Origin of the sequence: Streptomyces sp. NPDC004658 (genome assembly GCF_040609555.1) — a bacterium.
GTDB lineage: Bacteria > Actinomycetota > Actinomycetes > Streptomycetales > Streptomycetaceae > Streptomyces.
This window is the reverse complement of the sequence record NZ_JBEXKG010000292.1, coordinates 1-5,030: the sequence shown is the minus strand read 5'-3', so window position 1 is coordinate 5,030 and position 5,030 is coordinate 1. Positions and strand designations below refer to the sequence as shown.

The window sequence follows — 5,030 nt, the reverse complement described above, 5'->3', positions numbered from 1 at the left end:
GTCGGGCGGCTGCTGCCGGCCTGAGCCGCGCCTCCGGGCGGGGCGACCGCCCGGCGGCCCCGGCTCAGACCGAGCGGTGGTACTGGTCCGGGATCCGGACCTGCGCGTCCAGTTCGCGTGCCGCCTGGCGCGCCCAGGACGGGTTGCGCAGCAGCTCCCGGCCGAGCAGGACCACGTCCGCCTCGCCGTTCGCCACGATCTTCTCGGCCTGCTCGGGCTCGGTGATCAGGCCGACGGCGGCGACCGGCATCGGGGTCTCGGCCTTCACCCGGGCGGCGAACGGCACCTGGTAGCCCGGCCCGGTCGGGATGGTGACGCCGGAGGCGTTACCGCCGGTGGAGACGTCGAGCAGGTCGATGCCGTGGGCGTGCAGGTCACCGGCGAAGCGGACCGTTTCCTCGGGGGTCCAGCCGTCGTCCTGGAGCCAGTCGGTGGCCGAGATGCGGAAGAACACCGGCTTGTCCTCGGGCCACACCTCCCGTACGGCGTCCACGACCTGGAGGGCGAAGCGGGTGCGGTTCTCGTACGAGCCGCCGTAGGCGTCGGTGCGGTGGTTGGAGTGCGGGGAGAGGAACTCGTTGATCAGGTACCCGTGGGCGCCGTGGATCTCGACGGCCTCGAACCCCGCGGCGAGCGCCCGGCGCGCTGCGGCGGCGAACTGCCCGACGATCTCGGTGATCCGGTCCACGGTCAACTCGGTCGGGACCGGGTGCCGCGCGTCGAACGGCAGCGCGCTGGGGGCGAGCGGCTGCCAGCCGTGCGCCTCCGGCCCAACGGGCGCGCCGCCCTTCCACGGCTGGTCGGTGGACGCCTTGCGGCCGGCGTGGGCGAGCTGGACCGCCGGCACGGTGCCCTGCGCGGTGAGGAAGCGGGTGATCCGGCGGAAGGCCTCCACCTGGGTGTCGTTCCACAGCCCGAGGTCGTACGGGGAGATCCGGCCCTCGGGCGAGACCGCGGTGGCCTCCACCACGATCAGCCCGGTGCCGCCGGCGGCCCGCGCCGCGTAGTGCGCGAAGTGCCAGTCGTGCGGGGCACCGGCGAGCGGGCCCTCCGGCTCGGCCGAGTACTGGCACATCGGGGGCATCCACACCCGGTTCGGGATGGTCACTTCGCGCAGGGTGATGGGCTCGAAGAGCGCACTCACGACGGACTCCATTCGTCACGGACCGCTGTTCGCCTCGTACGGTACTCCTCGTACTACGAGGAATGTCAAACTACGAAGGCTCTCGTACAATGCAGGCAGTCGAACTTCTTGCGAGGAAGGCAGTCGCCGTGACCGACACCGCCACCGCCGGCCGTGCGCTGCCGCACCCGGCGCGGGAGCAGATCCGGCTGGAGTCCGTGCTGCACGCGCTCTCCGATCCCATGCGGCTGCGGATCGTGCGCGAACTCGCGGCGCGGGAAGCCGAACTGACCTGCTCCCACTTCGACCTGCCGGTCACCAAGTCCACCACCACGCACCACTTCCGGGTGCTGCGGGAGAGCGGGGTCATCCGGCAGGTCTACCGGGGCACGGCCAAGATGAACGGCCTGCGCCGGGACGACCTAGACGGCCTCTTCCCGGGGCTGCTCGACAGTCTGCTCGCCGCCGCCGACCGGCAGTCCCGGCGACTCGGCGCCGACGGCTGAACCACCCTTGCGCGGACGGTGGTTGAAGAGCAGGTTCAGCACGATCGCGGACAGGCAGCCCGCGCTGATCCCGCTGTTCATGACCGTCTGGAACCAGTCCGGGAACTTCGCGTACACCGTGGGCACGCCCACCGGCAGCATGCCGATCGCCACCGAGACGGCCACCACGGTCAGGTTGTCGTTGCCCTTGAAGTCGACCCGGGCCAGCGTCCGCAGCCCGCTGGCCGCGACCGTCCCGAACATCACCAGGCCGGCCCCGCCCAGCACCGGCGCCGGGATCGCCGCGACGACCGCGCCCAGCTTGGGCAGCAGACCGAGCAGCACCAGGATCCCGCCGGCCGCCGCCACCACCCAGCGGCTGCGCACCCGGGTCATGCCGACCAGGCCCACGTTCTGCGCGTACGCCGTGTACGGGAAGGTGTTGAACACCCCGCCCAGCACGGTCGACAGGCCGTCCGCGCGCAGACCGTCGGCGAGGGGGCGCGGCTCGACCTTCCGCCCGGTCAGCTCCCCGACGGCGATCAGGTCACCCGTCGTCTCGGTCATGGTGACCAACGCGACGACCAGCATCGACACGATCGCGGACGCGCGGAACTCCGGGGCCCCGAAGTGGAACGGCGTGCTGACGCCCACCCATCCGGCGTCCCCGACCCCGCTGAAGTCGGTGAACCCGAACGGCACGGCGACCGCCAGGCCGACCGCGATGCCGAGGAGCACGGCGATCCGGGAGAGGAAGGCGGGCGCGAACCGCTGCACGCCGAGCACCACGGCCAGCACGAAACCCGCCAGCGCCAGGTTCTTCGGCTCCCCGAAGTCCTTCGCCCCGGCGCCGCCCGCCGCCCAGTTGCCCGCCACCGGCAGCAGCGAGACTCCGATGATCAGGATCACCGTGCCGGTCACCAGTGGCGGGAAGAAGCGCAGCAGCCGGCCGAAGAGCGGCGCGAGCAGCATGATGGCCAGGCCGGCGACAATCACCGAGCCGTAGATCGCGGGCAGCCCGCCGCCCTTCGTCCCGATGAGCACCATCGGTGACACGGCGGCGAACGTGCACCCCTGCATGATGGGCAGCCGGACCCCGAACCGCCAGAACCCGACGCACTGGATCAGCGTGGCGACGCCGCACACCAGCAGGTCCGCGGTGATCAGATATGCCAGGTCGGCGGGCGACAGCTTCAGCGCGCCGCCCACGATCAACGGAACGGCGACGGCGCCCGCATACATCGCGAGCACGTGCTGCAACCCGAAGGCGGCCAGCTGCCGTACCGGGGGTATCTCGTCGACGGGGTGCACGTCTGCGGTCGTGGCCATGGGGACTCCCTCAGTGGCGGGGTGGGAAGTGGCATCCGGACAGAACGAGACCGTAGGCGTCTTGAACAGTTTGTTGATTTCCGGCCTGTTGCCGGTGTGTGTCCCGCCCGCCCCGGGACCGCCGCGCTACGACAGCACCCGCGCCGCCCCGAGCAGCGCCTCCCAGTCGGAGAGCTTGACCACGCCGCGCCCCAGCCGCGCCCCCAGTTCCGCCTCGGCGCGCTCGATCGCCAGCCAGCCCTCCCAGGGCACCGGCTCGACGCCCGCCGCCCGCAGGGCCGCCACCGGATCCTCCGGCACGTCCGCGCGCCCGAGGACGGGAGCGTCCGCGAGCAGGGAGGTCACCGTCTCCTTGGCGCAGGGCCGGTTGGTGCCGATGACCCCGGTCGGCCCGCGCTTGATCCACCCGGCGACGTACTCGCCGGGGGAGCCGGCGCCGTCGCGCAGCACCCGGCCCTCCCGGTGCGGGACCGTGCCGCTCGCCGGGTCGAACGGCAGGCCTTCCAGCGGGACGCCGCGATAGCCCACCGAGCGGAGCACCAACTGCGCGGGCACCTCCTCGTACCGGCCGGTGCCGGTCACGCCGCCCCCGCCGTCCGGCTCCGTCCGCTCGAAGCGCACGGCACCCACCCGGCCGCCGTCCGCGAGCAGTTCCACCGGCCGCAGGAAGAACCGCAGCCGGATGCGCCGCGCGGCGGCCACCGCGGGGGGCCGTGCCGCCCAGTCGCGCAGCACCTCCACATTGCGGCGCGGCCCCGCCGGCAGCGCGCCGGGGTCGGCCGGATCGAGCGCCAGCTCGGCCTTGTCCACGATCACGTCGGTGCCCGGCAGACCGCCCAGCTCGCGCAGCTCCTTGGTGGTGAAACGGGCCTGTGCGGGGCCGCGCCGGCCCACCATGTGCACCTCCGTGAGCCCGCTCGCCGCCAGCGTGTCCAGCGCCGCCTGCGGGATGTCCGTGGGCCGCAGCTCCGCCGCGCCCCGGACCAGCATCCGGGTGACGTCCACCGCGACGTTGCCCACCCCGATGACGACCGCCGAGCGCACCCCGCGCAGGAACCCCGCGTCGGTTGCGTCCGGATGCGCGCTGTACCAGGACACGAACTCGGTCGCCGACCAGCTGCCCGGCAGGTCCTCGCCGGGGATCCCCAGCCGGCGGTCGGTGGCGGCGCCCACGCAGTACACCACCGCGTGGTAGAGCCCCCTCAGCCGCTCCACCGGCAGCCCGCCGGGGCCGCCCACCCGGACCCCGCCGAGGAAGCGCACCCGCTCGTGCTCCAGCACCGTCCGCAGACTGCCCTGGAGGGACTTGATCTTCTCGTGGTCCGGCGCGACGCCGTAGCGGACCAGGCCGTACGGACACGGCAGCCGGTCCAGGACGTCCACCCGCACCTCGGGATCACGCTGAACCAGGCTCTGGGCGGTGTAGCACCCACTCGGCCCGGAACCGACGACGGCGACACGCAGCACAGCGGTACTCCTCGCCCGAAGGAGGGTGTGCGGACGGCTCCAGCATGGCACCGCGGGGCCCCCGACGGCAGGGGCCGGTGGGGTGACCCGGACGCGTGTCCATACGTTTGGGTGTGGGCACGGCGTTACGTTGCGTGGGTGCCAGAAGCGTCCTTTCTTGATCTCCCCGATCGGAACCCGGAGGATGGCGCGGTCTCCGTGTGGCCCGCGTGGCAGCTGCGGGAGCACGGTGGCGTCACGTCCTGGTTCCAGGTCCGGCTGGCCTTCGCCGACGGGGCCCGGGTCGACGCCCTGGCCGTGGTGAGCGCGGGGCGCGTCTCCATCGAGGACGTCCAGGCCGAACCGGCTCTGTCCCTCGCCGACCTGACGGCGCTCGCCGACTGGATCGAGGGTCCGCTGTTCGTGGCGTGCGGTGTGGACGCGGGCGGCGTGGATGCGGGCGATGGGGGCGCCTGCGGTGCGGACGCGGGCGGTGTGGACGCGGGTGGTGTGGACGCGGGTGGTGCGGACGCGGGCGGTGTGGACGCGGGATGTGTCTTCTGTGAAGGTTGGTGCGCAGTATGTCCGATACATTTCCGTGACCTTTTTCCGGCGTGGGTCGAGGTTCACGTCCGTGTGACCAGGTG

5 protein-coding genes are annotated in these 5,030 nt (G+C 72.7%); 2 read left to right on the top strand and 3 right to left on the bottom strand.

The window, feature by feature from the left end:
• Nucleotides 1-64: 64 nt before the first annotated feature.
• Nucleotides 65-1,144 (bottom strand): NADH:flavin oxidoreductase/NADH oxidase, encoded by a 1,080-nt coding sequence (locus ABZV94_RS40095; protein WP_356349788.1) that lies wholly within the window; start codon nt 1,142-1,144, stop codon nt 65-67.
• Between the two features lie 128 nt (nt 1,145-1,272).
• On the opposite strand from ABZV94_RS40095, the gene ABZV94_RS40090 reads away from it, so the two are divergent.
• Nucleotides 1,273-1,629 carry a helix-turn-helix domain-containing protein gene (locus ABZV94_RS40090; RefSeq protein ID WP_356349786.1) on the top strand — a complete coding sequence of 119 codons (357 nt, stop codon included), beginning with the start codon at nt 1,273-1,275 and terminating at the stop codon, nt 1,627-1,629.
• On the opposite strand, the gene ABZV94_RS40085 is transcribed toward ABZV94_RS40090, so the two are convergent.
• Together ABZV94_RS40085 and ABZV94_RS40080 are read right to left on the bottom strand one after the other, a co-directional pair.
• Complete coding sequence (locus ABZV94_RS40085) at nt 1,546-2,937, bottom strand: nucleobase:cation symporter-2 family protein (RefSeq protein WP_356349784.1); 1,392 nt, start codon at nt 2,935-2,937, stop codon at nt 1,546-1,548. The genes ABZV94_RS40090 and ABZV94_RS40085 overlap by 84 nt on opposite strands.
• A 126-nt stretch (nt 2,938-3,063) precedes the next feature.
• A complete protein-coding gene (locus ABZV94_RS40080) occupies nt 3,064-4,404 on the bottom strand; it encodes an FAD-dependent oxidoreductase (protein ID WP_356349781.1) in 1,341 nt (446 codons plus the stop codon).
• Nucleotides 4,405-4,602: 198 nt separating this feature from the next.
• On the opposite strand from ABZV94_RS40080, the gene ABZV94_RS40075 reads away from it, so the two are divergent.
• Nucleotides 4,603-5,030: DUF6214 family protein (locus ABZV94_RS40075; protein ID WP_356349779.1), on the top strand; the 428-nt coding region annotated here is incomplete at its 3' end.